General features: G+C 41.6%; 26 protein-coding genes and 1 other RNA gene. 10 read left to right on the forward strand and 17 right to left on the reverse strand.

Annotated features, from left to right (window positions below; all coding sequences use genetic code 11):
* Nucleotides 1–666 (forward strand): IS21-like element helper ATPase IstB (gene istB / locus BB781_RS07730; RefSeq protein WP_129582663.1); only part of this gene is annotated, 666 nt, incomplete at its 5' end.
* Nucleotides 667–901: 235 nt separating this feature from the next.
* Here istB and BB781_RS15695 read toward each other — a convergent pair.
* Together BB781_RS15695 and BB781_RS07735 are read right to left on the reverse strand one after the other, a co-directional pair.
* Entirely contained in the window at nucleotides 902–1,015 is a 114-nt protein-coding gene (locus BB781_RS15695) for a DUF6444 domain-containing protein (RefSeq protein ID WP_394335331.1), read from the reverse strand.
* Between the two features lie 248 nt (nucleotides 1,016–1,263).
* Complete coding sequence (locus BB781_RS07735; protein ID WP_094227925.1) at nucleotides 1,264–1,509, reverse strand: hypothetical protein; 246 nt, start codon at nucleotides 1,507–1,509, stop codon at nucleotides 1,264–1,266.
* Nucleotides 1,510–1,686: 177 nt separating this feature from the next.
* Here BB781_RS07735 and rnpB point away from each other — a divergent pair.
* Nucleotides 1,687–2,070, forward strand: an RNA gene (gene rnpB / locus BB781_RS07740) — RNase P RNA component.
* 9 nt (nucleotides 2,071–2,079) lie between these two features.
* Here rnpB and BB781_RS07745 read toward each other — a convergent pair.
* From BB781_RS07745 to BB781_RS07765, 5 genes are all read right to left on the reverse strand, one after another.
* Nucleotides 2,080–3,231: a geranylgeranyl reductase family protein gene (locus BB781_RS07745; RefSeq protein ID WP_242492586.1), complete on the reverse strand. Its 1,152-nt coding sequence runs from the start codon at nucleotides 3,229–3,231 to the stop codon at nucleotides 2,080–2,082.
* 14 nt (nucleotides 3,232–3,245) lie between these two features.
* On the reverse strand, nucleotides 3,246–3,866 hold the full coding sequence (locus tag BB781_RS07750) for a DUF116 domain-containing protein (protein WP_094227926.1): 621 nt from the start codon (nucleotides 3,864–3,866) through the stop codon (nucleotides 3,246–3,248).
* Complete coding sequence (locus BB781_RS07755; protein WP_094227927.1) at nucleotides 3,859–4,497, reverse strand: DUF116 domain-containing protein; 639 nt, start codon at nucleotides 4,495–4,497, stop codon at nucleotides 3,859–3,861. Before BB781_RS07755 ends, BB781_RS07750 begins: the two co-directional genes overlap by 8 nt.
* A 71-nt stretch (nucleotides 4,498–4,568) precedes the next feature.
* Entirely contained in the window at nucleotides 4,569–5,816 is a 1,248-nt protein-coding gene (locus BB781_RS07760; protein WP_094227928.1) for a (Fe-S)-binding protein, read from the reverse strand.
* 1 nt (nucleotide 5,817) lies between these two features.
* On the reverse strand, nucleotides 5,818–6,606 hold the full coding sequence (locus BB781_RS07765) for a disulfide reductase (RefSeq protein ID WP_094228040.1): 789 nt from the start codon (nucleotides 6,604–6,606) through the stop codon (nucleotides 5,818–5,820).
* Nucleotides 6,607–6,866: 260 nt separating this feature from the next.
* Here BB781_RS07765 and BB781_RS07770 point away from each other — a divergent pair, with 260 nt between their 5' ends.
* From BB781_RS07770 to BB781_RS07790, 5 genes are all read left to right on the forward strand, one after another.
* On the forward strand, nucleotides 6,867–7,595 hold the full coding sequence (locus tag BB781_RS07770; protein ID WP_094227929.1) for an RNA methyltransferase: 729 nt from the start codon (nucleotides 6,867–6,869) through the stop codon (nucleotides 7,593–7,595).
* A gap of 116 nt (nucleotides 7,596–7,711) precedes the next feature.
* Nucleotides 7,712–9,802, forward strand: coding sequence for a minichromosome maintenance protein MCM (locus BB781_RS07775; RefSeq protein ID WP_094227930.1), 2,091 nt, complete (start codon nucleotides 7,712–7,714; stop codon nucleotides 9,800–9,802).
* A 12-nt stretch (nucleotides 9,803–9,814) separates the two neighbouring features.
* Nucleotides 9,815–10,105 carry a DUF424 domain-containing protein gene (locus tag BB781_RS07780; RefSeq protein WP_094227931.1) on the forward strand — a complete coding sequence of 97 codons (291 nt, stop codon included), beginning with the start codon at nucleotides 9,815–9,817 and terminating at the stop codon, nucleotides 10,103–10,105.
* A gap of 18 nt (nucleotides 10,106–10,123) precedes the next feature.
* Nucleotides 10,124–10,798, forward strand: coding sequence for a hypothetical protein (locus BB781_RS07785; RefSeq protein WP_094227932.1), 675 nt, complete (start codon nucleotides 10,124–10,126; stop codon nucleotides 10,796–10,798).
* Complete coding sequence (locus BB781_RS07790) at nucleotides 10,795–11,718, forward strand: coiled-coil protein (RefSeq protein ID WP_094227933.1); 924 nt, start codon at nucleotides 10,795–10,797, stop codon at nucleotides 11,716–11,718. Before BB781_RS07785 ends, BB781_RS07790 begins: the two co-directional genes overlap by 4 nt.
* A 21-nt stretch (nucleotides 11,719–11,739) precedes the next feature.
* Here the strand turns inward: BB781_RS07790 and BB781_RS07795 are convergent, their stop codons facing one another.
* The 5 genes from BB781_RS07795 to BB781_RS15340 all read right to left on the reverse strand — a co-directional run bounded on the left by BB781_RS07795 (nucleotide 11,740) and on the right by BB781_RS15340 (nucleotide 16,980).
* On the reverse strand, nucleotides 11,740–12,324 hold the full coding sequence (locus BB781_RS07795) for an S-layer protein domain-containing protein (protein ID WP_164997819.1): 585 nt from the start codon (nucleotides 12,322–12,324) through the stop codon (nucleotides 11,740–11,742).
* A gap of 19 nt (nucleotides 12,325–12,343) precedes the next feature.
* Entirely contained in the window at nucleotides 12,344–13,315 is a 972-nt protein-coding gene (locus BB781_RS07800; protein WP_207205259.1) for a biotin--[acetyl-CoA-carboxylase] ligase, read from the reverse strand.
* A gap of 60 nt (nucleotides 13,316–13,375) precedes the next feature.
* Nucleotides 13,376–14,857, reverse strand: a complete 1,482-nt coding sequence (locus BB781_RS07805; RefSeq protein WP_094227936.1) for an acetyl-CoA carboxylase biotin carboxylase subunit — start codon at nucleotides 14,855–14,857, stop codon at nucleotides 13,376–13,378.
* Nucleotides 14,858–14,867: 10 nt separating this feature from the next.
* Complete coding sequence (oadA, locus tag BB781_RS07810) at nucleotides 14,868–16,592, reverse strand: sodium-extruding oxaloacetate decarboxylase subunit alpha (RefSeq protein WP_094227937.1); 1,725 nt, start codon at nucleotides 16,590–16,592, stop codon at nucleotides 14,868–14,870.
* Nucleotides 16,593–16,800: 208 nt separating this feature from the next.
* Nucleotides 16,801–16,980 (reverse strand): hypothetical protein, encoded by a 180-nt coding sequence (locus tag BB781_RS15340; RefSeq protein WP_129582666.1) that lies wholly within the window; start codon nucleotides 16,978–16,980, stop codon nucleotides 16,801–16,803.
* 175 nt (nucleotides 16,981–17,155) lie between these two features.
* Between BB781_RS15340 and BB781_RS07815 the strand changes: the two genes are divergently transcribed.
* The 3 genes from BB781_RS07815 to BB781_RS07825 are packed head-to-tail and all read left to right on the forward strand — an operon-like array spanning nucleotide 17,156 to nucleotide 19,439.
* Nucleotides 17,156–17,728 carry a DUF1847 domain-containing protein gene (locus BB781_RS07815; RefSeq protein WP_094227938.1) on the forward strand — a complete coding sequence of 191 codons (573 nt, stop codon included), beginning with the start codon at nucleotides 17,156–17,158 and terminating at the stop codon, nucleotides 17,726–17,728.
* Between the two features lie 27 nt (nucleotides 17,729–17,755).
* On the forward strand, nucleotides 17,756–18,418 hold the full coding sequence (locus BB781_RS07820) for an MBL fold metallo-hydrolase (protein WP_094227939.1): 663 nt from the start codon (nucleotides 17,756–17,758) through the stop codon (nucleotides 18,416–18,418).
* A gap of 37 nt (nucleotides 18,419–18,455) precedes the next feature.
* Nucleotides 18,456–19,439: a radical SAM protein gene (locus BB781_RS07825; protein WP_094227940.1), complete on the forward strand. Its 984-nt coding sequence runs from the start codon at nucleotides 18,456–18,458 to the stop codon at nucleotides 19,437–19,439.
* 88 nt (nucleotides 19,440–19,527) lie between these two features.
* Here BB781_RS07825 and BB781_RS07830 read toward each other — a convergent pair whose 3' ends face one another.
* The 5 genes from BB781_RS07830 to BB781_RS07850 form a co-directional block, all read right to left on the reverse strand.
* Nucleotides 19,528–20,223, reverse strand: a complete 696-nt coding sequence (locus tag BB781_RS07830) for a DUF169 domain-containing protein (RefSeq protein ID WP_094227941.1) — start codon at nucleotides 20,221–20,223, stop codon at nucleotides 19,528–19,530.
* 183 nt (nucleotides 20,224–20,406) lie between these two features.
* Nucleotides 20,407–21,450: an AI-2E family transporter gene (locus BB781_RS07835; RefSeq protein WP_242492579.1), complete on the reverse strand. Its 1,044-nt coding sequence runs from the start codon at nucleotides 21,448–21,450 to the stop codon at nucleotides 20,407–20,409.
* A gap of 20 nt (nucleotides 21,451–21,470) precedes the next feature.
* The gene (locus BB781_RS07840; protein ID WP_164997820.1) at nucleotides 21,471–22,544 is read right to left on the reverse strand and encodes a PGF-pre-PGF domain-containing protein; all 1,074 of its coding nucleotides are present in this window, start codon (nucleotides 22,542–22,544) and stop codon (nucleotides 21,471–21,473) included.
* Between the two features lie 25 nt (nucleotides 22,545–22,569).
* Nucleotides 22,570–23,388 carry a helix-turn-helix domain-containing protein gene (locus tag BB781_RS07845; protein ID WP_094227943.1) on the reverse strand — a complete coding sequence of 273 codons (819 nt, stop codon included), beginning with the start codon at nucleotides 23,386–23,388 and terminating at the stop codon, nucleotides 22,570–22,572.
* A gap of 37 nt (nucleotides 23,389–23,425) precedes the next feature.
* Nucleotides 23,426–24,523, reverse strand: a complete 1,098-nt coding sequence (locus BB781_RS07850; protein ID WP_094227944.1) for a COG1361 S-layer family protein — start codon at nucleotides 24,521–24,523, stop codon at nucleotides 23,426–23,428.
* Between the last annotated feature and the right edge of the window lie 11 nt (nucleotides 24,524–24,534).

The raw sequence follows: 24,534 nt of genomic DNA on the forward strand, positions 1-24,534 counted from the left end.
GATGGAACAACTACAATGGAAGTGCTTGATCATCTGTTCGAGCAGGAGAGAAAACACAGGGAAGCTGTTGCAATTGAGAGAAGGACAAGGTTTGCTGTATTCCCTGTGAGAAAAACACTTCAGGAGTTTGATCTTGAGTTCCAGCCATCAATTGAAAAGAAGGTTATTGAGGATCTGGCTACTCTGAGATTTGTCCATAATGCAGAGAATGTTGTACTGCTTGGTCCTCCGGGAGTGGGAAAAACACATCTTGCAATTGCTCTGGGAATGGAGAGTACAAAAGCAGGATTATCTGTTTATTTCATCAATGCAGGAAATCTTATTGAGAGACTGAAAAAAGCAAACCGAGAGGGAGTTCTTGAGAAGAAGCTCAGGGACCTTACCAGGCATAAGCTGCTGATCATTGATGAAATGGGTTATCTCCCATTTGATGAGGAAGGGGCTCATTGTTTCTTCCAGCTGATCTCTAAACGTTATGAAAAGAGCTCTATTATGTTTACGTCGAATAAATCGTATGGTCAGTGGGGAGAGATATTCCAGGACAATGTTATTGCTTCTGCTGTTCTTGACAGGATATTACATCACTGCACTACGATCAATATCAAAGGGGAGAGTTACAGGCTCAAGGACAGAAGGAAACTGGGATTGCAGAGTGGAAAACTGTAAGATTTAATTAAGTATGTGGGGGGGGGTAATTTTATATCTTAAGGTGGGGAATTTTAGACCGACGAAAGTGGGGAAAAGTAAACCGCCATTGACATGTTGTACAGTTTCCAAAAATCATGTGTTACAACACCAGTGTAACAAGGTAGAATTCCCATCGCATCCATTGCATCTGAACCTCCTTTTCTATCTGCGAAATAATTAATCATTCATTCTTAAAAGTACCGGGATGAACATTTTACCCACCTGCAGATCTATCGCTCTTTTTCTCTGGCTCTGACCTGTGGTTTTTCCGTGCATAAAAATCAGTAGAAGGTGGTTTGCTGCTATTGCGACCATTCTTATCAAGCATCTCTTCCAAGTGCCTGACACGTTCTTCAAGCTGTGCAATTTAGAGAGTTTGCCGTTCAATTATTCCAAGCAATCGAGTTACAAGTTCTACTACTGCTTTCGGGACCAGCTTCATATTTCTTCGCAATCTATAGAAATATCCTCGGATCAAAAGAACTTTTATTCGGGATTTTATAATGAGTTTATGGTATATTGATTCTTGCATTATTATGGAGCGTATGGATGAATTGTTACAAATTAAATTACAGCTCACTTTTCATTTTCCAGTGTTTCTTCTTTTTTCACTCTGGTAAAGACATAAAGCATTGCCAGTATGAGAGGTAATCCAATCCCCACCAACAATGCACTGTATCCATTTTCAGATGCATCGAATCTATTGGTCTTGAACAATTCGGTCTCAGTTTCAGAAACTGCTCCTGAGAAGAGAAACAATAGCAATATTGTCAACAAAGTGATACCAGTTATAAGGTACCGATTATATTTCATACCAACCAATTAGAGTTTTCACTGTTTGTTTATAAATGTTGTGATAGATCCCTAATTATTTTCGATACATGTCTTATTTTTAAAAGCTATTAGAAATTACAATTGCTTATGAATTTAAAAAGACTGCATAAATAGGTCTGCTTTTTAATCATAAGATATATATCACTTAATATCCTGTCTGTGCCTGAGAGAGGAAGGACGGCCGCCGGGTCATTTGACCTGAGGAAAGTCTCCCCACCTTCTAAACACACGAATGCCTGTAAAGGGCATCGGGCGAGAGCCCGGGCAGTTGCTTTGCAACTCAAGCAGTTTTCTGCATGCTGGCACAGAAACGATACCGCACTATGTTAATGCTGTGATGCTGAAAAGCTGAGGTCGCATGGATCGCGGATGGAACGGCGAATCCTCGTGGGTGCAAGTCAGGAGTAGGGGGCAATGGTTGTTTAGACCATTCCCGAAGTTTGTGGACGCGTAGCCGAATGCCGTCAATGCAGCTCTTAAGGAGCGCATCATCCTGCCAGGCGGGATGGTTGTATTGCATCAACAGAAGGGAGCTTACTCTCCTCACTCAACAAATTATTATTTAAGGAGCCAGTTGGGCTTAAAATTGAATATAAGCCATTTAACAAGGTCCTTATATGTCCTCTTAAAGGTGACAACCTCAAGGAACGTGTCGAGGATATCCGTTTCATTTATAAATGCATTGAAAGACCTTTCAGGAAAGAAATGCATCATCTTTGCAAAGATAAGTGAATATTTCAGGTGCTCTCCGAATTCAGAATAGCATCTTTTCTCATAATCTAAAAGCTTTTTAAGATCTGTTCCATTCACTACTTTCTCTGAGATTATCTCAGCTGCAAGTTGCCCTGATCTGATGGCATATGCCAGCCCTTCTCCTGTAAATGCATCAACGAATCCTGCTGCATCGCCGCTTAATATTATCCTTCCTTTTACCATTTTTCTTTTATGGCCGCCACATGGGATCACATGCCCATTGAGTTTGTGTTCTCCAGTGAACCCGTTAACTTTCAGATAATCCTGCATTGCCTTTTTTGGATATGGAAGATGTTTTGCCATCACACTGCCAGCCCCCACTGAGTAGTATCCTTTGTGTGGGAATACCCATCCGTATCCTACTCCTGATACACCAAAGTGCATTTCGATAGCATCCTTAATGTATTGGTCAATAACTTCATCATTTTCCTTAACTTCGGTGACAAGACAAACTCCGTATTCATTTTTGTTGTCATCTTTTCTGACCACCGTTTTAAGCTTACCCTGTGAACCGGTTGCAATTATCACAAATCTGGCTTTATAGCGGTCTTTATCCGTTGTTACTGAAACGTGAGCATCGTTCTGAAATATATCCGTGACTTTTTCCCCATGATGAATTTCAATGCCTGTATCTTTTGCTTTTTCAAGCAGGTAATTATCAAATATACTTCTTGTTACGATTACAGAAAGCCGATGATCTTTGTAGTATTCTATACTTTTTCCCCGGAAGCGAACCCTTCCTCCAAAAATATTCTTTTCAATGATCTCTTCCGGTATTTCAAAATCAAGATAGGACATCGCATGTTCAGATAATGCTCCCCCACATGGTTTGTATCGGGGAAACATCTTCTTTTCTATTATCAGAGTTTTAATTCCTTTTTTTCCTGCTATCCTTCCGGCAGACGAACCAGAAGGTCCGCCGCCAATTATTATAAGGTCATACATCTGCTGCACCATCTCTCTCACATGGTTTAATTAGAAAACATATTCAACGTATCAATTACCATCCCATAATCAACTTCAGTATTAAAACATCCGTCATTGAGCATAGGAATACCATAGGTAACGATCTCTTTGCCTTTAAGACCCATCATTACCTTGTTCAGTTCATAATCGCAGGCTATCAGCAAAGCTGCATCATAGTTTTTTTCCCTTAGGACATGCTTTACAAATGAAGAGCCGGTTACAATGTACAGATCATAACCATATTTTATGGCATCTCCCTTAAGTTTGCCAAAAATGCATTTGCCACAGGAAACACACTGAATCCCTGTTTTTGTTGAGGATGCGGGGCATTCCATGGAGCGCATACAATGGGGAGCTATTATCATGCGCCTTTTAGATTTTCTGAAGCTGTTCCTGTTTGATATGTTCTTCAGGGATACCATCCATTTGTCAAGTATTCGCGGGTCTGATAATTTATAAAAGAAATATTTTAAAGGCATGTAGAAAAAGTCCAATATTCCGGCGAAAAACCCTGCAAGCCAGACATGTCTTTTAAGGCTGACACGACTTACGATCAATGCAATAGCTGCCAGCAAGACAGAAAGTACGAAGACTATAGTAATTAATTCCCCAATTATTTTATACATCGCACTCCTCCATTTTTCTGATCACTTCCTCAACGTCTACTTTTGTATTATAGCATCCGTCCTGTAAAAGTGAAACACCCTGTACTATCATAAAAGGAGATGCTCCCTGCATGGATTCTGCAAGTTCCGGATAACATGCTACCCCTATACAGCTCTCAGGCCGGCGGGCTTTGATGATTTTCTTAACAAAGCTCCCACCTGGGATAACATAAACCTCAAAACCCCTTTCTTCAGCAGCTTTGCATATAGTCCCAATATCACAAAGACCGCATTTCTTACACTCGTACCCCATCAAAGGGTCGCAACGGGCTTTACAATTAGGATGCCTCAGGCACTGTGGCAGGAATATGACTCTTCCATTCCTGATTTTTCTGAAACTTTCAAGCATGACTGCATTGCGGACCTCTACCAGGATCTCATCAACCAGGGTGTCCTTGATGCCGAATATTCTGCATATCCATTTTGCAGGTCCGTAGAACAGGTAAAGGATGAACAGAACAAAATTAGGGAACAGTACCTTGTGTTTCTTGAAACTGTAGGCTCCAAGCAGTAACGCTATTCCAAGCACAACCAGTGTGGCTACAGCAAGTATAACGAATATTTTGCCCAGTAATTCATAAGGGATTTGCATGAGGAAAGTAAATTGTACTAATAGGTATATTCAGTTTGCCCTGAAAATAAAGAAAAAAGAGAGTGATCAGATCACTCTGCCGGTGTGTCGCTAAGATCGATCCCCATTGCTTCTGCAGTCAGTACAATGACATCTTCGACCTCAAGCTCCTTTGCACCAATTGCATCCCTTCCGTCACTGAGGTTCCTCTTACAGAACGGGCAGGCACTTGAAAGGATGTCTGCACTTGTTGCAAGAGCGTCTTCAACACGTGTTGAGGCAACGCCGAGTGCAAGGTCTGGGATACCTGCTTTTACACCACCACCTGCTCCACAGCAACGCTGGTTCTCTTCGATCCTTTCCATTTCAATGAACTCGATACCAGGAATTGCTTCAAGAACAGCTCTTGGTGGCTCGAATACACCGACGTGACGTCCAAGGTGGCACGGGTCATGGTACGTGACTTTCTTGTTAATGGACTTCTCCCATTTTATCTTGTCCTGTTCGATTAGGTCCTGCAGGAATTCTGTAATGTGGACTACCTTAAATGGAAGTTCCTTACCTGTGAGCCTTGGCCAGTCGATTTTTGAAGCTCTGTAACATCCTGCACAGGCATAGAGCACTATTTTTGCACCTTTTGCTTTGATGTTATCGATGTTCTTCTGTGCATTTATCTTTGCGATATCATTGATGTAATATTGTCCTGTCCTGATAAGTGCTGAACCGCAGCAGATCTCATCTTCCCCAAGCATTGTGAACTTGATTCCAAGTTTGTTAAGTACACGTGCAGTTGCAAGTGCAAGTTTCCTCTGCCTGAGTTCTGCAGTACATCCACCAAAATAGAGTACTTCTGCCTTATCTTCTATCTTAATGTCTGATGGGAACCAGTTGGTCCTGTCTTTGTTGTCAGCCATGTACGGGTTCTTGTACTCACCAATGAGTTTAAGGAAAGCACCCTGCTTACCGTATGGGCCGTTCCCACGCTTCACGAGGTTTGCACGCATGGATTCCCAGAGTTCGACAGTGTTGATCGCGGATTCACAGACCGTGGCGCACATTCCACAGGTTGTACATCCGTACACATCATTCTTGAACTGCTCGATCTCCTCCTCCGGGATCTCCTTTGGGCCAAAAAGCTTTGCACGAAGTCCGTAGGACTTGTTCATATACTCTCTCCATCTGAGGATCTTATCCCTTGGTGCAAGTCCGGGATTCTTTCCGGATGCGTCATATGTAGGACACCAGTCCACACATTCGCCGCAGCGGCTGCATGAATCCAGTTCCATAAGCTGGACTGCTGTAAAGTTCTCTGTATTAATGGAAGGTTCACGTTTTGCCATTTTATTCTCCTCCCTTGTTTGCAAGGAGTGCGAGTGGTATTGCTATCATGTGTATATACTTGCTGAAAGGGATGTATGCGATACAGAACAGCAGTGAGATAATTACGTGGAAGAGTGCCATGGGTGGTGCCCATTCAATAGGCATCTCAAATCCCCAGAATCTGCCGGTTCTGATCCCGTCTGCGACAAACCCTGAGATTGTGATTACGGTAAGTCCGATAAGAAGTACTGAATCGTATGCAATTGTGGCCTCTCTTGTCTTTGCGACAAAGAGTCTCCTGTAGATCGCTATTATAATTCCTACAAGCAGTATGTAACTGAAGATGTCGTTTGGTACGGACAGGATCTCTCTGAATATCTCCGGGTTCATGAATTCAGGGAATGAGTGGATTCCTGCTTTTTCCCCTACCATGTGGATCATTTCCACGAGGAACATCATAAGGGACATTACAAAAAGAACCATCCAGCCAACAAAAATAGTGAAGTGCATAAACCATCGGAGAGGACTTCTTCTCAGGATCCTTCTCTGGAAAAGTATGTCAAGTATAAATGTTTCCAGAACGGATTGGTTGTGGACATGAGCATGCTCGCTCATCTGGTACATGAGCATCTTAGGGAAGGCTAAAATGCTTTTTGAAGGTGCCTGCCCGTAGCCAGTGGAACCCATTCCCCACTTCTTTATGTTTATATACATTCCTATAATGAAAATACCAATGGACAGGTTTGCCATAATCATAACCTGCACAAATGTAAGTCTTAAGGCGTCAGTTACGCCTGCAAAATACTCCATAGCCATATAATTTTCTCCTGATACAATAATAAGCTTATAATTACTACAAGAACTGAGATTGTTTTTACTTATAAGTAACCGGTTTGGTTTGCATGATTGTGGTGTCAATGATATTTAAAGATTTTCATCACGGAAACCTATATCGGGAGGCATGTTGTTGTGCTCAGATCCCACACAACAAGTCATCATTGGCTAATTAACCTTATATGTCGTCACACGCTTAAGTAGTTCAAACCACAAAAGACATAATCGGTTGTATCATTCATATGGATGTCAGAGTAGTACTTGTTGAGCCCCTGTATCAGGGAAATGTCGGTTCTGTTGCAAGGGCAATGAAAAATTTTGGTTTTTCGGACCTTGTGCTTGTAAATCCATGTAAGCTTGAGTTAGAAGCAAGGGCAATGTCCTCGCATGCAAAGGATGTACTTGATAATGCGAGAATAGTTTCAACTTTAGAAGAGGCTATCGATGACTGCAGTATTATAATAGGTACTACTGGTATAGCGGGTTCAAGATTTGACTTTCACTGGAGAGTTCCCGGATATTCTCCTGTAGAGGTGAAGGCACGTCTTACAGGTCTAAGTGGCAGGGTAGCAGTACTTTTCGGAAGGGAAGACCATGGTTTCAATAAAGAGGAACTGAAACTATGTGATCTCATAATGACAATTCCCACATCAGATGTCTATCCTGTCATGAATCTATCCCATGCAGTGGCTGTTGTCCTTTATGAGTTCAGTGACCTCAAAGGTGGTGATGCACCTCTGGCAGATTCCCTTGACATGAGGCTACTGTATGAGCATCTTTCAGAGCTGATTGATGATATTGATTACCCGGTGCACAAAAGGGAAAAGACCAAACTGATGCTCAAGAGAATATTCGGAAGAGCATGCCTGCTTTCCCGTGAAGTTCATACACTTCATGGTATCCTGCGAAAGGTCCAGAGACGTTATGATAACGAATGTGAGCAGGATGACAAATATCATATATAATAGCATATAATAATTGCATATAATAATAGCATATAAGAGATGTTTCGAAATGTTCATATCATTTGAATGCTATGTTGGATTCCCTAAATGATTTTTAACTAATTATCTGTGTAAACATGACTGAAGGTAAGTGGGACGAAAAATTCATAATGTTCCTTAAAAAGTATTATTGGGATAGTGTTCTGCAACTTGCAAACAATTATCCTGATCAGCGTAGTCTGGAAGTTGATTTCTCCGATCTGGAAGTATTTGATAGGGAAATTGCCAGTGAACTCCTTTTCAATCCGGATGAGGTGCTGCCCAGTGCAGACAATGCACTTCAGCAGATAGACCTTCCTGTGGAGAAAAGTCTGGATGATGCAAAGGTTCGTTTTATAAAGATACCAAATAAGATACCTAACAGGGACCTTCGCAGTAAACATCTGCTGCAGTTCGTTGCTATTGAGGGTATGATACGTAAGGCAACGGAAGTTCGTCCGAAGGTACTTAACGCTGCATTTCAGTGTATGCGTTGTGAGCACGTGACCATGGTCCCTCAGAATGAGCTCAAATTTGTGGAACCTGTTGAGTGTGAGAATGAAACATGTGGAAGGAAAGGTCCTTTTAAAATACTGATCAACCAGTCTGTCTTTATAGATGCCCAAAAACTCCAGGTACAAGAATCGCCTGAGAACCTCAAAGGCGGTTCACAACCTCAGAGTCTTGATGTGGACGCAGAGGATGATCTTGCCGGTATTGTAAGGCCCGGGGATCGTGTAATTATCAATGGGGTTCTGCGTTCTCACCAGAGAACTACCAGAGAGGGTAAATCACCATTCTATGACTTGGTCGTACAGGCCAATTCCATCGAATACATGGACCAGGTGTTTGACGAGCTTGAAATAAGCCCTGAAGAGGAAGAAGAAATAATTGCTCTGAGTCGTGACCCGGAATTATTCAGTAAAATGATAGGGTCGATAGCTCCTTCTATCTATGGGTATGAGGACGTAAAAGAAGCTCTTTCCCTTCAACTATTTTCCGGTGTTCCAAAACATCTTCCCGATGGTTCCAGGGTGCGTGGGGATATCCATATTCTTTTTGTAGGTGATCCAGGTGTTGCTAAAAGTCAGTTGCTCCGCTACATGGTAAAGATTTCCCCAAGAGGTGTTTTTGCATCCGGTAAGAGTGCTTCCTCAAGTGGTCTGACTGCTGCAGCAGTGCGTGACGATATGGGGGATGGTCGATGGACACTGGAAGCAGGTGCTCTAGTTATGGCCGACATGGGTATTGCAGCAGTTGACGAAATGGATAAGATGAGCACTGAAGATAAGAGTGCACTGCACGAGGCAATGGAGCAGCAAACCATAAGTGTTGCAAAAGCAGGCATACTTGCAACATTGAAATCACGATGTGCCCTTCTTGGTGCCGCCAATCCTAAATACGGGCGTTTTGACAGGTATGAAGGTATCGCTCAGCAGATAAACATGCCACCTGCCCTGGTATCAAGATTCGATATGATATTCGTTCTTCTGGATACTCCCAATGAGGACCTGGACTCAAGGATAGCAAAACACATCCTAAAGTCCCATTATGCAGGTGAGCTCTCCGAGCAACGTAAGAACCTGCTCGCGAGTGCCATAACCCAGGAACAGGTAGATGACCATATGGAAGTTATCAAACCAACCATAGAGGCCGATAAGCTCCGGAAGTATATTGCTTATTCCAGAAGGAATGTTTTTCCGGTAATGGAGGATGACGCACGTGACCATCTTGTCAAGTTCTACATGGACCTGCGAAGGATGGGAGAGGGAAAAGATGCCCCGGTGCCTGTTACTGCACGTCAGCTCGAGGCCCTTGTAAGACTTGCCGAGGCAAGCGCACGCCTGCGACTTAATAACGTTGCAACCATCGAGGATGCAAAAAGGGCGACCCGGATAGTTTATTCCTGTCTTCGTCAGGTTGGCGTTGATCCTGACACAGGGGCATTTGATGTGGATGTCATAGCTTCCGGTACAAGTAAAAGCCAGAGGGATAAGATCAAGGTGATCAGGGAGATCATTAAAATGGTCGGTGAAAAGCATCCGGGGGGAAAAGCGCCGCTTGAAGAGGTTTATACCGAAGCCCAGAATCAGCAGATAGACAGGCAACATGCAGAAGAGTTAATCTCCAAGATGAGACGTTCCGGTGATCTGATTAAACCCGATAAAGAGCATGTAAAAGTAGTTTGAAGAAGTGATCACATGTATATCAAGATTCACAAATCAGGCAGCAGCACTATCGTTGCCCTGTGTGACAGGGAACTGATAGGAAAGACGCTTAAAGAAGGCAATATTACTGTTACAATAACAGAAGAATTCTACAAAGGCTCTATCATATCAGAGGAAGATGCAATTGCCATAATATCAAAGGCATCAAATGTCAATATATTTGGTGAAAAGGCAGTTTCCTGTGCTGTTAAATGTGGGGTTGTAGATACTAATAATGTAAAGATTATAAATGATGTAGCACATGCCCAGATATTCAGGATATAATTGCTACGAGGTTTTATTATGAATGACGAGATTGCGGTTTCGGGCGCACAGAACAATGCGCTAAATACCTTTGACAGAAAAGAGCTTATTGAAGGGGTTATGCAGAAGCATAATAAATTCTTAAATGAATATGCTTCTGAGTTCAATGAACTTGAGAACAAAATGAAAACACTACAGGATAGCGTTGAGTCCACTAAAAATAACAGGGAAAATGCTCTGGAAAAAGTAGAGATACTGACTGAAAAAAGACAGTTGTTCTACCACCAGGCAGAAAAACTGCTGGATGATCTGGATTCTTCGGTCTCAAATAGTGATTTTTCCAGAGAGATGTCATTTGTCAAAGATAAACTTTCAAAATTAAAAGGTTCACTGGCTCCGGAAGAGGAGCAAAAGCAGGCCGAGTCCATTTTGCAAGACATTTCTTCCCTCAGTTTAAAAACATCTGGTATTGAAAGCCGTCTTGCTGTTGTAAACGAAAGGATAAAGGATGCTCTTACTTCAAACATGGAACTCAGTTCAATTGATAGTTCTGAAGAGAGCTATAATAATACCTTGTCTTCTTTAGATGGGGATATAAAAGAAATCGCTCCAAGATACCAATGGCTGGAGAATAGGATACAAAGTCACAAAGAGGCATTACAGTACTGGGAAAAACAGCCGGTAGTTGCTGATGCAGAAGAGGTGAAAGTATGACGGATGTAGATGTTTCTTCAATAAGTGAGAAGGACCTGAAGAATAAAGTCAATGACCTTCGGACTCAGATATCCCATAATGAACGTGAGCTAAAGGCTATCTATAGGGAACTCAAGTTGCATCGTACTAACACTGATGACTTGAAAGAAAAGCGTGATAATCTTAATTCCCAGGTGAAAAGTCTGATGTCAAAGGCCCGCGATGCCAAGTCTAAGAGGGACTCTATCAATGCAAGGATAGCTGCTTTGAAGTCCTCAAGGAATGAAGCTAATGAAAAGACACGCATGTTCTCAGATAATATAAATGAACTTAAAACAAAGAGGGATGATCTCAATAAGTTATCCAAGGGAAGTGTTGAAACACTGTCAAAAGCCTATGCTGCAGACCTTGACCTTTTCCTGAATGCTGACATCCCGCTAAAACATGAGATTGATGTTTTCAGCAGGTTGCTAGATCTCAAAGAGCGCCTTGGTGCGGCATTTGATGCAAATGATATCCATCAGAAATTGATGAAGACATATGATGCCTCAAAAGATGTATTTGAATCAAGGGATGACTTTGGAAATGAGATTGGTAAACTTGCAGAGGAATCTCAGAAACACCATCTTGAGATGATAGGGCTCTATAATCAGGTTGATGAATTAAGAAAAGCTGCCGATACTGCGCACTTGCAGATATCTGAAAAATATTCTGTCACGGCTCCTCTCCGGGAAAAAATAGATCCTCTTAAGAGCAAGATCGCTTTGCTCAGGGATGAGCTTGGCATATACCTTGAGAAACTCAATGACATCCAGGTTGAAAAAGATGACCGGAAGCAGGAAGAACATCTTGTTGTCGCCAAAGAGAAACTGGAGAAGAGTGGCCGCCTGAGCCTTGAGGACCTTAAAGTATTAATGGAGAAAGGGGATCTGAAATTCTGATCTCCCTTTCTTTCTTTTAATTCAATTTAAAAAACGCCGGCATGTCATTATAAGTGATATGCCTGCAAATGTCTGGAATATTGTGAATCCGTTTGTTTGCCTGCTAATATCATCTCCAGGCAATACATTTTCATCGCTGTCGTTATAGTCATTTTCCTCTTCTGCAAAGTCAGGTTCTGGAAGATCACTATCCTGATACTGGTATACTGATTTGAATGTAATGAGTTCACCACTGGTGCTTGCATATATCGTATCTACTGTGATATTCAGTATTTCTTCTTCTTTCGAATAGACAAAACTATCTCCTTCTGACAGAATGGCTTCTTTCAGTAGCTCATCTTCATGCAGGAGTTTAACCCATACTTGCTTCTGCTCAAGGTTCACACTTCTCACAGCAAAAACATATCCTTGGTAAAAATCCCATGAATCTCCTGTTGTCAGAAATATTCCAGTCCCATTGATAAGTAAAAGATTATCGTGTCCTTTTACAATGAACGGCGCACTGTATTCATTTATAAGTAAAGGTTCTGCGTATGCTGAGGATATAATTGAAAAAAAAAGGAGAAACGCAATGATAAAACTGCAGTTTCTTTTCCGGTATGACATAAAAGACCACTTCATTAATTCAATATCTGTAACGACAGTTTCCTGCAATGATTTCCTGTTTCTTGTTGTTTCTGTCAAGGACAACCAGTGCTCCTTTTTCAGTAATTCCCACAGCTTTTCCTTCAATGAGTTTGCTTGGTGTTGTGACCTTAACTTCCTTTCCAATAGTGTCGGAAAGGTTAATCCATTCGTCAACAATGTTGGTGAATTGTTGTGTTTTGAACTTTATATACTGCTGCTCCAGTTCATAAAGAAGGGATGCAACAAAAGCTGTTCTATCAATTGGATTCCCCATCTCATTAGCAATACTTGTTGAATTCTTTCTGATTTCATCCTTAAGGTCTGCAATTTTGACGTTTGCGTTGATGCCGATCCCGAGGATAATATAATCGACCTTATCCACTTCAGCACTTACTTCTGTAAGTATTCCGCATATCTTCTTACCTTTGACAAGTACATCATTTGGCCATTTGATGCGTGCATCAACTCCTATATTCCTTAATGCTGTCGTCACAGCAATTCCTGCAACAAGTGTTATCTTTGATACATTGTCAAGTGGTATGGATGGCTTTAGAATAAGTGATAACCAGATGCCACCGGGAATTGATTGCCACTCACTGCCCATGCGTCCACGACCTTTATTCTGCGTTTCTGCAATGACTACAGTACCTTCCGGGGATTTGGGTGCAATTTCCCGTGCCGTATTGTTAGTTGAGTCAAGCTCTGAATAATACCGGATATCATTTCCGATGAGGCTTGTCCTCATTATCTTTTTCAATTCATCGGGATCTACTCTGTCAGGATATGCATCAAGTATGTACCCTATCTTTGGAGAAGATCGAATATCATATCCGTCTTTTCGGAGGGCTTTTATATACTTCCAGACCATTGCTCGGGTTATACCCAATTTTACTCCAATCTCCTGGCCGGATACTGGATTTCCTTCAGATTGTCTTAGCAACCTTATGATCTCTTTTCTGTTGTCATTCAAAAGGCATTCCACCATACAAATGTTGCTGCCCATCTATGTTATTATGTTGTCAAATGTTTATTACTTTGTCTGTTTTTTGGCAGCACTTACATATGAACTTACAGCAACTGTCGCTGCAGCTATTTTCTGGTCCTTATTATCAAGTGCTGAAGCCAGGGTCGCTCCTTTGGCAGAATCTTCCACAACAACCTTTCTTACATCTTCTATAATGTTGTTATCCTCTATGAAATGAGTTGTAAGTTTTCCTTCTCTGAAGGCAGGATGCCTCATAACTGCCTTGTGGAATGCAATGTTAGTTGTGACTCCGACGACAACATATTCATAAAGTGCGCGCTGCATCCTGTCGATGGCTTCGTTCCTGTCACTTCCCCAGGCAGAGAGTTTTGATATCATAGAGTCATAGTAAGGTGAAATGGTATATCCTGTATGAACTCCACTGTCAACCCTGATTCCCGGCCCACCGGCGGAACGATATCTTCTGATCTTACCAGGAGAAGGGGCGAAATCGTTAAGCGGATCCTCAGCATTAAGACGGCATTCAATCGCCCATCCTCTGATGCTGATATCTTCCTGTTTGAAAGGCAACTCCTCACCACAAGCAATATGAAGCTGCTGTTTTGCCAGATCGATACCTGTGATCATTTCAGTGATAGTATGCTCCACCTGCAGTCTGGTATTGACTTCCAGGAAGTAGAACTCACCTTTTGAATAAAGGAACTCAACAGTTCCTGCATTTTCGTATCCAATAGCCTTTGCTGCCTTTACTGCAGTCCCTCCCATCTGCTTGCGAAGTTCTGGCGTCATTATAGGAGAAGGTGCTTCTTCTATCAGTTTCTGATGTCTGCGTTGTATCGAACATTCCCTTTCCATAACATACACCGCATTCCCATATTTATCTGCAAGTATCTGGAACTCGATGTGCCTTGGTTCTTCTACATATTTTTCAATAAAAACAGTCGAGTCGCCAAAAGCTGATTCAGCAACCGATTGTATGGAACTGAGGGCATTGTGGAATTCTTTCCTGGAATGTACTATCTTCATTCCTATGCCGCCACCGCCTGCTGATGCCTTGATTATAACGGGATATCCAATGCCATCTGCAATATCTGCTGCCTTTTCAGGGTCTGATATAGCTTCATTGGTCCCTGGGACTACAGGCACACCTGCTTTGATCATAGTATTTCTGGCAGCTATTTTGCTTCCCATCTGTTCAATGACCCTGCTTGAAGGACCTATGAAAGTAATTCCTGCTTCCTCACACTTGCGGGCAAATTTACTGTTCTCAGATAAGAATCCGTATCCTGGGTGAATTCCCTCTGCTCCACATTCAAGTGCTACTTCTATAATTTTATCACCATTAAGGTAACTCTGGCTTGATGGGGCAGGGCCGATATGATATGCTTCATCTGCATATTTTGCAAAAAGAGCATTCTTGTCGGCTTCTGAATACACTGCTACACTCTGGACTCCAAGTTCACGACATGCACGCATTGCACGTATCGCTATCTCGCCCCTGTTGGCGACTAGTACTTTTTTGAACATAACTGTTCACCTACTCTATACTCATTAGTACATCACCGGATTTCACAGGAGCACCTTCTGCAATAAGTATTGCTTTGACAGTCCCTCCGTGTGGTGCATGGATTGCATTTTCCATTTTCATAGCCTCTATGACACAGACGGTGTCGCCTTCTTCAATGCAATCTCCGACTTTGGCCTTTATGGAAAGTACCATTCCTTGCATGTGGCTTGTCACAGCTCCGGGCACAGAATCTGCAGTAGGCTTTTCGTCCTCTACTACTTTTATCGCACCTCCTACTGGGTTTACTTTGACAGTGTATATTTCTCCGTCAATTTCTACCTTGTACTCGGTAGGTATGCCGGAAAAGTCTGCTGTAGCACACGGCTGTCTCTTTTCCATGATTGGTGTAAGGTCTTCTTCTTCAAGTTCACCTTTCAGGAAGGCAGGAGCTATGGCCGGGTAGAGTATATATGTGAGGATATCCTCTTCCTTTTTTATAATGCCCATTTCTTCTGCTTCCTTTTTCATCCTCTCATATTCCGGCTGGAGAAGATCCGCAGGCCTGCAGGTAATTGGTTCATCTTCGCCGATGATCTTTGCAATTATCTCGGAACTGATCTTTTGTGGTGGTCTTCCGTAAAGTCCACGTACGTAATCTTTGACTTCTTTTGGAATTACTTTGTACCTCTCGCCCATCAGCACATTGAGTACTGCCTGCGTACCAACTATTTGGCTTGTAGGTGTGACTAGCGGCGGATATCCTAGTTCTTTACGCACAAGGGGCATTTCCTTGAGTACATCTTTAAATTTGTCCAGTGCATTCTGTTCCTTTAACTGGGATACCAGGTTTGAGAGCATACCTCCTGGTATTTGGTAAAGCAATACATTTGTGTCAATTTGTTCTGATATTGGATCGAGTATGCAGCGATATTGTTCCTTGATATCCTTGAAGTATTGCGATATTTCCGATATCAATTCAAGGTCAAGTCCGGTTGCACGCTTTGTTTCAGCAAGAGCTGCCACAATTGATTCTGTAGGTGGCTGTGATGTTCCCCATGAAAAGGGAGAAAGTGCAGTATCAAGTATATCAACACCTGCCCTGCATGCGGCAGTGTAACTCATGGGTGCCATTCCTGAAGTACAGTGGGAATGCAGATCAACAGGAAGGTTAACCTCCGTCTTGAGTGCTTTTACAAGGTCATATGCCTGCTGTGGGGAGATAAGACCGGCCATGTCCTTGATACAAAGGGAATCGCATCCCAGTTCAGCAAGGCCTGTTGCCAGTTCAACATATTTTTCAATAGTATGGACCGGGCTTATGGTGTAGGCTATAGCTCCCTGTACTTCCGCTCCATCCTTTTTAGCGACAGTTATGGCTTTTTCCATGTTGCGGATGTCATTTACAGCATCAAAGACCCTGAAGATGTCAATACCATTCTCGTGGGCTTTCTGAACGAACTTTTCCACAACATCATCAGAATAGTGCCTGTATCCAACTAGGTTCTGTCCTCTGAGCAACATCTGGGCCGGAGTTTCTTTCATATGTTTTTTCAGGTCTCTCAGCCTTTCCCATGGGTCCTCATTGAGATATCTGATGGAACTATCAAATGTTGCTCCGCCCCACATCTCAAGTGAATAATATCCAACTTCATCAAGCTTATCCACAATCGGAAGCATGTTACGGGTGCGCATTCTGGTGGCGATAAGAGATTGATGCGCATCTCGAAGAATGGTTTCAGTGATTTTTACTTTCATGGGAATCCTCCTGGAATTTTTATAATAGTGAGTGATTATTGTAATAGAGAATCATCTAACGCCATGTCAGATGAAATTGTAACTTATATATCATGTTCTTTTATGTAGTTTCTGGTGAGCATTTGTAAATTGCCCCATAAGACCGGTTAGCGAGTATAAAAGCAGCATGCAGCCACAAAACTATTTAAAATAAATATACGTTTGTTGTTTATTCCTGAATATGTATTTTATTTAGATGAACTTCTACAAGGGATATTTTTGTCTTCATTCCTTTAGTTCTTTTCCGTTCTATTTTGCTCCGTAATGTTTGCCCTGACGCAACAATTCCTCGAATTTTTCCATTTTTGTCTTCAAGAATAAATGCAACAATCTGGATTTTAGTTAACAATGCTAAAAAGGTTATTGTGGAGTAATTTCATTTGTTTATGTATTTTCTTCGAAGAATTTCATAGTGTTTTTTGTCAAAAATTACTGTTTAAGTACATCATACATACATATTTTATCTCATATGAGATAATATACAGATATATGCAAGCAACATTCGGGCCTGCATGGTGATCAAAATGAAATGTGCACTCTGTGATGAGAAAATATGCCGGGAAGGCAAGGATTGTGCAGGTATAACCGATGATATCAAGTATGCAGGACAGGAACTTGAATCCATGAAGGTTTCGGCTGCTGTAGAAGCACGGTACTATATGCAAAAAACAAGACTTGAAGAGATAATCATCTACGCTAAGGAGATGGGATGCAAAAGACTTGGGCTTGCTTTTTGCGTGGGCCTGGAAAAAGAAGCAAAGATAATCCAGAAGATACTGGAAAAGGACTTTGACGTTTATTCTGTATGCTGCAAAGTCTCTGCTATCGACAAAGATGAATACTGCCTTGAAAAACTGCATCCAGGTACCTTCGACCCTACTTGCAACCCCATTGGCCAGGCAATGCTTCTTAAGAATAAAGACACACAACTGAACATAATCATAGGCCTGTGCATCGGCCACGACATTCTGTTCACGCAACATTCGGCCGCCCCGGTCACAACCCTGATCGTCAAGGACCGTGTGCTTGCACATAACCCCGCAGGAGCCGTCTATTCAGGCTATTATCTCAAAAAGAGGTTCGGCATCATAGAATGACATTGATGTGTGGTTTGAGGTGAAAAGATGAAAATGACAGTAATTTATGACAATGAAGCAAAAGAAGGATTACAGAGCGGCTGGGGTTTTGCCTGCCTGATAGAAACAGAGGACAATATTATCCTGTTCGATACCGGATGGGATGGGCACCTGCTCCTGAGAAACATGGAACGATTGGCCATAGAACCAGAAAGTATAGACAGTCTTGTACTGTCCCACCAGCACTGGGACCATATTGGCGGTGTGACCACTTTCCTTGATCGGAACCCTGATGCAGACATATATGTTCCTGCAAGCTTTTCGGCCAATCTAAAAAAAGAGATGGAATCCAGAGGAAAAAGGAGCCTGCATGAAATCAAAGGTCCACAGGAAATATGCAAGGGCATATACACAACCGGAGAACTGGGAGACTCGATTAAAGAACAATCTTTGATCCTTGATTCCGCTGACGGCATCTATATTATAACCGGCTGTGCACACCCTGGCCTCCCCTCAATAATAAAAACTGCCTCTACCTTTGGAACTATCACAGGCATCTTTGGCGGCTTGCATGATACCCAGGATTATGAATTGTTCAGGAACATGCAACTGATAGGTGCCGGTCATTGCACAAAGAATAAAAGTGCCATCATGAAACTTTATCCTGAAAATTTCGTGGAAATATTTGCAGGATATTCAGCAGACCTCTGAATAATACATAGTGTTATAGATAACAGGAAGTAACTTTATGACCTCAAGGATCATTTACGGTCCCATCCTTTCAAGAAGGCTGGGAAGATCACTCGGAATCGATGTAATAAAAAATACCGGGACAAAGAAGAATTGTAATTTCGATTGCGTGTATTGCCAGCTTGGACATGTGGACTATAAAGTCACAGGACCCGAATATGTTAAAGGAGCTGTTAAACCTGAAGAAGTAATCGAAGGTATCAGGACATATCACAAAAATATCGATAATCTTGATTACATCACTTTTTCCGGCACCTGTGAACCTACAATGAACCTGGGACTTGGAGAGATGATAATGGGCATAAGGAAAATCAGTAAGCAGCCGATATGTGTGATAACGAATTCTTCACTTGTTGAAAGAGAGGACGTACGCTCAAACCTTGCTGAAGCAGACCTTATAGTAGCAACCCTAGTCTCCGGTTATGAAGATACATTCAAGGCTATCCACCGGCCTGCCGATGGTATCAGGCTTGAGAATATCATCGAAGGACTGAAGGCCATCAAAAAAATGAAAAAACACCCAAAGCTTGGAATTGAGGTAATGCTTGTTGATTCTACAATTGATTTTCCTGTAAATTACACCGAAAAAGAAATTAATAAACTAATAGAAGTCATCCGGGAAATCGATCCTGATGAAATAGAGATCCTAACCATCAGCAGGCCACCTGCAGATAATTATATCATCCCGGTCTCAGAAACAAGGTTAAAGGAGATTGCCTCCAGATTCGATGAAGCGTTTGGAACGGAGCAGGTAAAACTGGTGCTCAAAGGCTTGAAAAGGGGGCGCTCAAGTATGAAGCACGGAAATCTGGAAGAAGAGGTCTATGACCTCATACTAAGACGACCCTGTACTTTCAGGCAGATATGCGCATCCCTTGGAATAAAGAGCGTAGAACTTGCCCCTATAATTGATAAACTCAGGTCATCAAAAAGTATATTCGAAACCGGAAATGTAGAAGAGAGATATTATAAAGCAGCCTGAGTCTAACATACTCCAGGAAGAGTTAGACTTAAAATATCAAAAAAGAGATAATTCAGTACTTGAAAGTGCTGAATTACATCTATATGAATTAACAGGCGTAAGTACCAAACATGGACTTTGCGGACTCTACCATTGCAGGCAGCATGTCTACGGGAATACTCAGTATCATTTCCTCGTCCTGTATCTCAGTGTATTTCCGACTTCCGCTGCAGCCAATGGTCACTCCTGCCTCTCCAGTAAGATATGGATAGGCAACACCATCTGCGCAGACACTCTGCTTACCTGCAAATCCGGCATTAACACGACCTCCTGACTTATGGAGCAATGCCTGTGAAAGCTCCATGACCTGTTTAGGCGTGGCAATAATAAGGATTACATCTGGCTTAAATGTAACTTTTTCAAGTGGTGAATAAACAACAGCTTTGATGGAATTTGCTTCCACCATCGGAACTCTTCCCATGGTTGACTTTGCAGAATCAAGAGAAGAAAAGTGATTCAGATTATAGTAAACTTCACCAGATTTAAGTTTAGGACTCATCTCAGTTAGCCCCATGACAGCAGCCCCACCTTTACACATCTGGTCATCAAGAAAAGAATAGAATTGGGTACCCAGCCTTCTGACATTATCTACCATCTGGCAGTGCCTTGTTGTTTCACCGATATGATTAATTCCTGCAGGAATTTCTTCGTCCGTTTTTACCAGATGGACAGCAACCGGAGATGTGTTAATTTGAAGTATATCTATAAGTTCTTTTCCTAGTCTCTGAATATATTCGTTGTTCATTGTAGTATCTCCTATTAAAAAAAATTAGTCTCTGGATGTGCGGCTACTATGAACAAATGGTATATCTAACTTACCATTCAAATACAAAACGGCATACTACGCCACTAAATAGTTACTTCTGTCAACATTTGAATAATTGGTGAAACTAGAATCTCAACAAAATCCAATCGAAACAGCAAGATTTCATTCATCATGATATATCTTCAAAAGTTCATTATAAAACTCAGTTAATACCACTTTATAAATAATATAAATCGGAATTGCAAGAATCATCCCCAGAGCACCCAGCATATCTGCAAAGATAAGAGTCAGCAAAATACTCAACAACGGATTTACATCAACCTTTCCAGATATCATGAAAGGTATCAAATATAAGTTATCCACAAGTTGAGCAATAATAACAGTAATGACTGCAAACAGAGCAGTGGCCGGACTGGCAATGAAGCCTACGGTCACAGCAGGAATGGCACCGATTATCGGGCCTATATAGGGCACAATGTTCAGCAAACCTGCAAGAACACCCAGGAAAAACCAGCCCTTTATACCTGCAAGATAGAAGCCTATACAGCAAATAAGTCCTACGATAATACTTTCAAGGATCTTGGCAGAGAAGAAATCACGAAGCCTTTTTCCAATATCCGAGATTGATAAATCCACACACTCTTGATACTTCACAGGGAAAATATCTATCAATTCCCTTGCCATTACATCCTTCTTTGAGAAATATAAGCGAAACATAAGAGGTATTACAAGCAATCCGGTGAAAACAAAGTAAGATAATTTTGAGACTATGGAGGAAAGAAAACTGAATATATAGTCACCAATGGATTTCAGATCCTCACCTGAAAACATTTGCCCCCCATCAGGAGAAGAGAACAAATACCCATAATTTGAAAAGATGGTGGAACTTCCGGTTTCATACTCCTGCTGTGAATTGCGTATCAAAGAGCCCATATCCTGTAGCTGACCAACGATAAGCAAGTTGAATAAAACAAAACCAATGACTATAAATGTGATTGCATACATTCTCCGGGCCCATAACGATTTATGCCCAAATCGTTTATTGAACTCAATAATAGTCCTGTCAGTTACCAGCACTAGAATACCGCCCACAACAAGAACAATGAACAGATCCTCAAAATGGAAAAGTATCACAAAAAAAGCAGTCAGAGATACAAAAATGAGGAACATTATGTTCCATACTTTTGAATTGGTAGTCAATGCCATTCTTTCACCTATAATAGAATTTAACTATTTACAGGATTTCTTTTTATAAATAGTTCTGTCATAGACCTCAAGAGAGAGCTTAACACATCTTCATCCCCTGTTTTTGCATATATTCCATTATCAGATCCAGCAAAAGTTTCATTTGCCAAATGACCCCCAGCATTGCCACCCATATCCACAACAATGACATCATCCCGGGGATTCTCATTGGCTTTCCCGGTTATTGAGAAGTATCCGAATTTAGTTGTTGTTGAAACAAAGGTGACATTTCCATTAATTTCGTTTATGACCTTTGTCGGGAACGATTTCCAGCCGGAATCACTGAAACGATTCAGACGGACAGAGTCAACATCAATATTGCTCTCATCTATCCAGCTCTTATCAATATGGAAGACAATACGAGTATCACTCAATTTATTTTCCAGAACGGTGTTTCCAGGAACAATATACACATAACAATAAACAGTATTATCAGGAGTCTTGGAAACAGACGAGGACATGTTATTCAGAACTTCAATTGTAACTTTAACATAACCGGCATTTACTGAGGACTTAAATTCAAGCAAATCTATCGGATTCTGCCCCCCATGGAAAGAGTATTTTGTTACTGCATCTTTATTGACGAACTGCATCTTTACATCTTTTACTTTAATATTATTGTAATCCTCACCGGAAGATATAGATATGGAAGATCCTCCCCCTTTGCTTCCCCCGGAAATTATCTGTGAAGGAGTAGATGTGGCTACCCAGTACCATTGGTTCCAGACAGTTCCATTACCATTGGAAATAAATGCTTTAATACTATAGTTCCCTGTTTTTGAGAGAGAAGGTACAAAACCAGAAGTATTTACATCATTGTAAGTGCTTAGCAATTCATCGTCCAGATACCAGAGTATATCGGAAACCTCACTTACATTCACAGAGAATTCTGGTGCACGGTCAAGCCTGGAAGTACTAACTGCGAAGTCCGGTGAAAAAGTAACATTGAAATCTGAAGTTACATTACCCACTGCAGAAACGGGGAGCATTGCTAACACCATTACAACCGTTAACAGGAACAAGTTAAAAGAAACAGATATCTCAAAAGTCTTCAAAACAATACACCCCTGGGGACGCTCACTAATAGCTCTCAGCCGGATTATATTCCCCTGATGTTTGCCATTTGGCATTTAGCAGATGTGACATTGTGGAAGAGAACTCTGCCCCGTTGGTCCATACTGCAGTCAGATCGGTTTCACCATCGTCTTCTTTTATTATATCCACAAGCATCTCCGAATCATCGACAACAATTACAAAACTTTTCAGTGATAGTGGGCAACCCGCCATGCAATTTACCCTTACAGATGCAAGAGGGACCATATTCAAAATCTTTCCGGCTTCTTCTTCGCATGAACTGATAAACTTAAGACTTACGCCTTCTTCAGCTGTTTTTCTATTAAATATCCCAATAATTGTAGTATAATCTTTTTTTAGTGAAGCATACTTTTCTGCAATATTACGGAAAGGTGTTGAAGAACTGAGTATCATGATCTCCTTTTGTGCACCTTCAAGCATCTGAATAAGCTTATCTGTAACATTGCGGACACCATTGATAGTCCATATAAGTTCTTCCGTTTTTTCGCATGAAGATTCACCATAGATAGTATTCAATTCATTGAGAACAGCATCACATTCATCTTCAAAATCACGTTTAAGTTTTGCAATGGCCTCCTCTGGGGGAATACACCTGTAGCGCATTGGTTTTGCATTCTGGAATTCAATTATACCTTTTTTCTCCAGTTTTTTGAGTGCCCCATATATCGCAGCATTAGGAACACCTGAATCCAGATGCAGAGCTGATACCGTGGCATCCTCGATCTTCACAAGGGCCACATAGACCTTTGCCTCATATGATGTGAAACCAAGTTTCTGGAGAGATGATAAAAGTGATTTGATGATATCACCTACTAAGCCCTATAAAAATGGAAAAAAGAAATTAATTATCTCCTTCTTTCTTTCCGAGGAACTTTCTGGCACCGACCACAACAACTACTGCAATGATCAGTACAACAATACCTGCATAAACACCTGTTCCAAAACCGGAAGAAGTTGCCGGCTGTACCTCAGTTGTTATTTTAAGAGTATCGGATATCTTGCTGTGCCCGTCCTTATCCTCATATTTGATCTCACTGTTGATAGCATATGTTTTTGCAACACCTGCATCATCCACCTTTATCTTAAAAACAGCTTCTGCCATCTCTCCGGGTGCAAGTGAACCGATAAAAGACTGGTCATCAGTGGTACTGAAAGGGTCACCGGCGCTTATTCTGACAGTGGCATCCTTTACATTCGCTTCACCAACATTCTTGTAGACAACATAGATTAAGCCATTCTTTCCCGGGATTAACTTGCCAGTCACGTTCACAACCTCGAATTTGGCCTCGTCCTTTACAACGACCTTTACAGTTTCGATTTGCTGACCAACACCATACCAGAGACCAACCTCCATGTTAGTGATACCAAGATCTGTTTCGTTGTCACCATTTATCTGCACATTTTCCTGATAACCATAATACATTGTCAGGTTAAGCGGATACTCACCTGCAGGAGCATTCTTTGATATTTCAATGTTGAATTTAAGTGGATCGGAGGTCTGTTCGCCAGACGCAAGAGTGCCTGCTTCCTGGGGACCGGACTTCACTCTTACATAAGGAGTATCGGATGTAAGGACACCAACAATACCGATAGCTGTGGTTTTCTGGGCCTCGTAACCCATTTCAGTCTTCTGTATCTTCTGTTCAAGCGTGGTTACTGGATTTGTGTTTGATTCTGACTTGAAACCTGTTATTACACCTTTATTCATAAGGTTAATACTAAGGGCTACTTCATTGCCTCTTGAGTATTCATTGCTCCCAACAAGAGTAGCGCTCACATCCGGACCACCGTAAACGGTGTAATAGTTCTCATCAAAATTGAAGAAATCCGGAAGCTCCAGATTCATGTCAAAAGTCTCAGCGCCCGCAGGCAATGCAAAGAGCATACTGAATATCACTGATACTGAAATTACCAGTTTTAAATCGATTTTTTTAATCATAAGTATCCCTC

Source organism: Methanolobus psychrotolerans (genome assembly GCF_002243045.1).
Classification (GTDB): Archaea; Halobacteriota; Methanosarcinia; order Methanosarcinales; family Methanosarcinaceae; genus Methanolobus; species Methanolobus psychrotolerans.

Bases quoted from the DNA above. Each gene is read 5' to 3' on its own strand.
- BB781_RS07835 (WP_242492579.1), bottom strand. From the start codon at position 21,450: ATGGCATTGACTACCAATTCAAAAGTATGGAACATAATGTTCCTCATT.
- BB781_RS07805 (WP_094227936.1), bottom strand. From the start codon at position 14,857: ATGTTCAAAAAAGTACTAGTCGCCAACAGGGGCGAGATAGCGATACGT.
- BB781_RS07820 (WP_094227939.1), top strand. From the start codon at position 17,756: ATGAAAATGACAGTAATTTATGACAATGAAGCAAAAGAAGGATTACAG.
- BB781_RS07795 (WP_164997819.1), bottom strand. From the start codon at position 12,324: ATGTCATACCGGAAAAGAAACTGCAGTTTTATCATTGCGTTTCTCCTT.
- BB781_RS07785 (WP_094227932.1), top strand. From the start codon at position 10,124: ATGAATGACGAGATTGCGGTTTCGGGCGCACAGAACAATGCGCTAAAT.
- BB781_RS07775 (WP_094227930.1), top strand. From the start codon at position 7,712: ATGACTGAAGGTAAGTGGGACGAAAAATTCATAATGTTCCTTAAAAAG.
- BB781_RS07850 (WP_094227944.1), bottom strand. From the start codon at position 24,523: ATGATTAAAAAAATCGATTTAAAACTGGTAATTTCAGTATCAGTGATA.
- BB781_RS07745 (WP_242492586.1), bottom strand. From the start codon at position 3,231: ATGGTGCAGCAGATGTATGACCTTATAATAATTGGCGGCGGACCTTCT.
- BB781_RS07825 (WP_094227940.1), top strand. From the start codon at position 18,456: ATGACCTCAAGGATCATTTACGGTCCCATCCTTTCAAGAAGGCTGGGA.
- BB781_RS07780 (WP_094227931.1), top strand. From the start codon at position 9,815: ATGTATATCAAGATTCACAAATCAGGCAGCAGCACTATCGTTGCCCTG.
- BB781_RS07830 (WP_094227941.1), bottom strand. From the start codon at position 20,223: ATGAACAACGAATATATTCAGAGACTAGGAAAAGAACTTATAGATATA.
- oadA (WP_094227937.1), bottom strand. From the start codon at position 16,592: ATGAAAGTAAAAATCACTGAAACCATTCTTCGAGATGCGCATCAATCT.
- BB781_RS15695 (WP_394335331.1), bottom strand. From the start codon at position 1,015: ATGCTTGATAAGAATGGTCGCAATAGCAGCAAACCACCTTCTACTGAT.
- BB781_RS07750 (WP_094227926.1), bottom strand. From the start codon at position 3,866: ATGTATAAAATAATTGGGGAATTAATTACTATAGTCTTCGTACTTTCT.
- BB781_RS07755 (WP_094227927.1), bottom strand. From the start codon at position 4,497: ATGCAAATCCCTTATGAATTACTGGGCAAAATATTCGTTATACTTGCT.
- BB781_RS07765 (WP_094228040.1), bottom strand. From the start codon at position 6,606: ATGGAGTATTTTGCAGGCGTAACTGACGCCTTAAGACTTACATTTGTG.
- BB781_RS07790 (WP_094227933.1), top strand. From the start codon at position 10,795: ATGACGGATGTAGATGTTTCTTCAATAAGTGAGAAGGACCTGAAGAAT.
- BB781_RS07815 (WP_094227938.1), top strand. From the start codon at position 17,156: ATGAAATGTGCACTCTGTGATGAGAAAATATGCCGGGAAGGCAAGGAT.
- BB781_RS07760 (WP_094227928.1), bottom strand. From the start codon at position 5,816: ATGGCAAAACGTGAACCTTCCATTAATACAGAGAACTTTACAGCAGTC.